Annotated in this window: 1 pseudogene; it reads right to left on the bottom strand. The window is 42.0% G+C overall.

The features are described 5' to 3' along the window. Positions 1-357, bottom strand: a pseudogene (locus A3763_RS05745) (UDP-glucose 6-dehydrogenase); the annotation flags it as partial.

Below are 357 nucleotides of genomic sequence, written 5' to 3'. Positions count from 1 at the left end.
ATAAATAGCGTATCGATATCTTCCTTGACTGCTCCTTGAGCGAGCAACGCTGCAAATGTCTTTGCCAGTTCACTTTGTGAGCCAACAATAATTCGTGATGGGTATAGGTTGTCATGTAGCGCCTTCCCTTCTCGAAGAAACTCAGGAGAGAAAACGATATTGTCTGTATCAAACTCGCTACGAACGCGTTTGGTAAAGCCAACAGGTACCGTAGACTTAATAATCATCATGGCGCTGGGGTTAATTTCAAGAACGTCTCGAATAACTGATTCAACAGATGAGGTATTAAAGTAATTGGTTTCCGTATCATAATCAGTCGGAGTAGCAATCACAACATAATCGGCACCAACATAAGTG

The organism is Oleiphilus sp. HI0128 (assembly GCF_001635365.1).
Note: the sequence above shows the minus strand (reverse complement) of the source record. Positions and strands in the feature narration are given on the sequence as shown.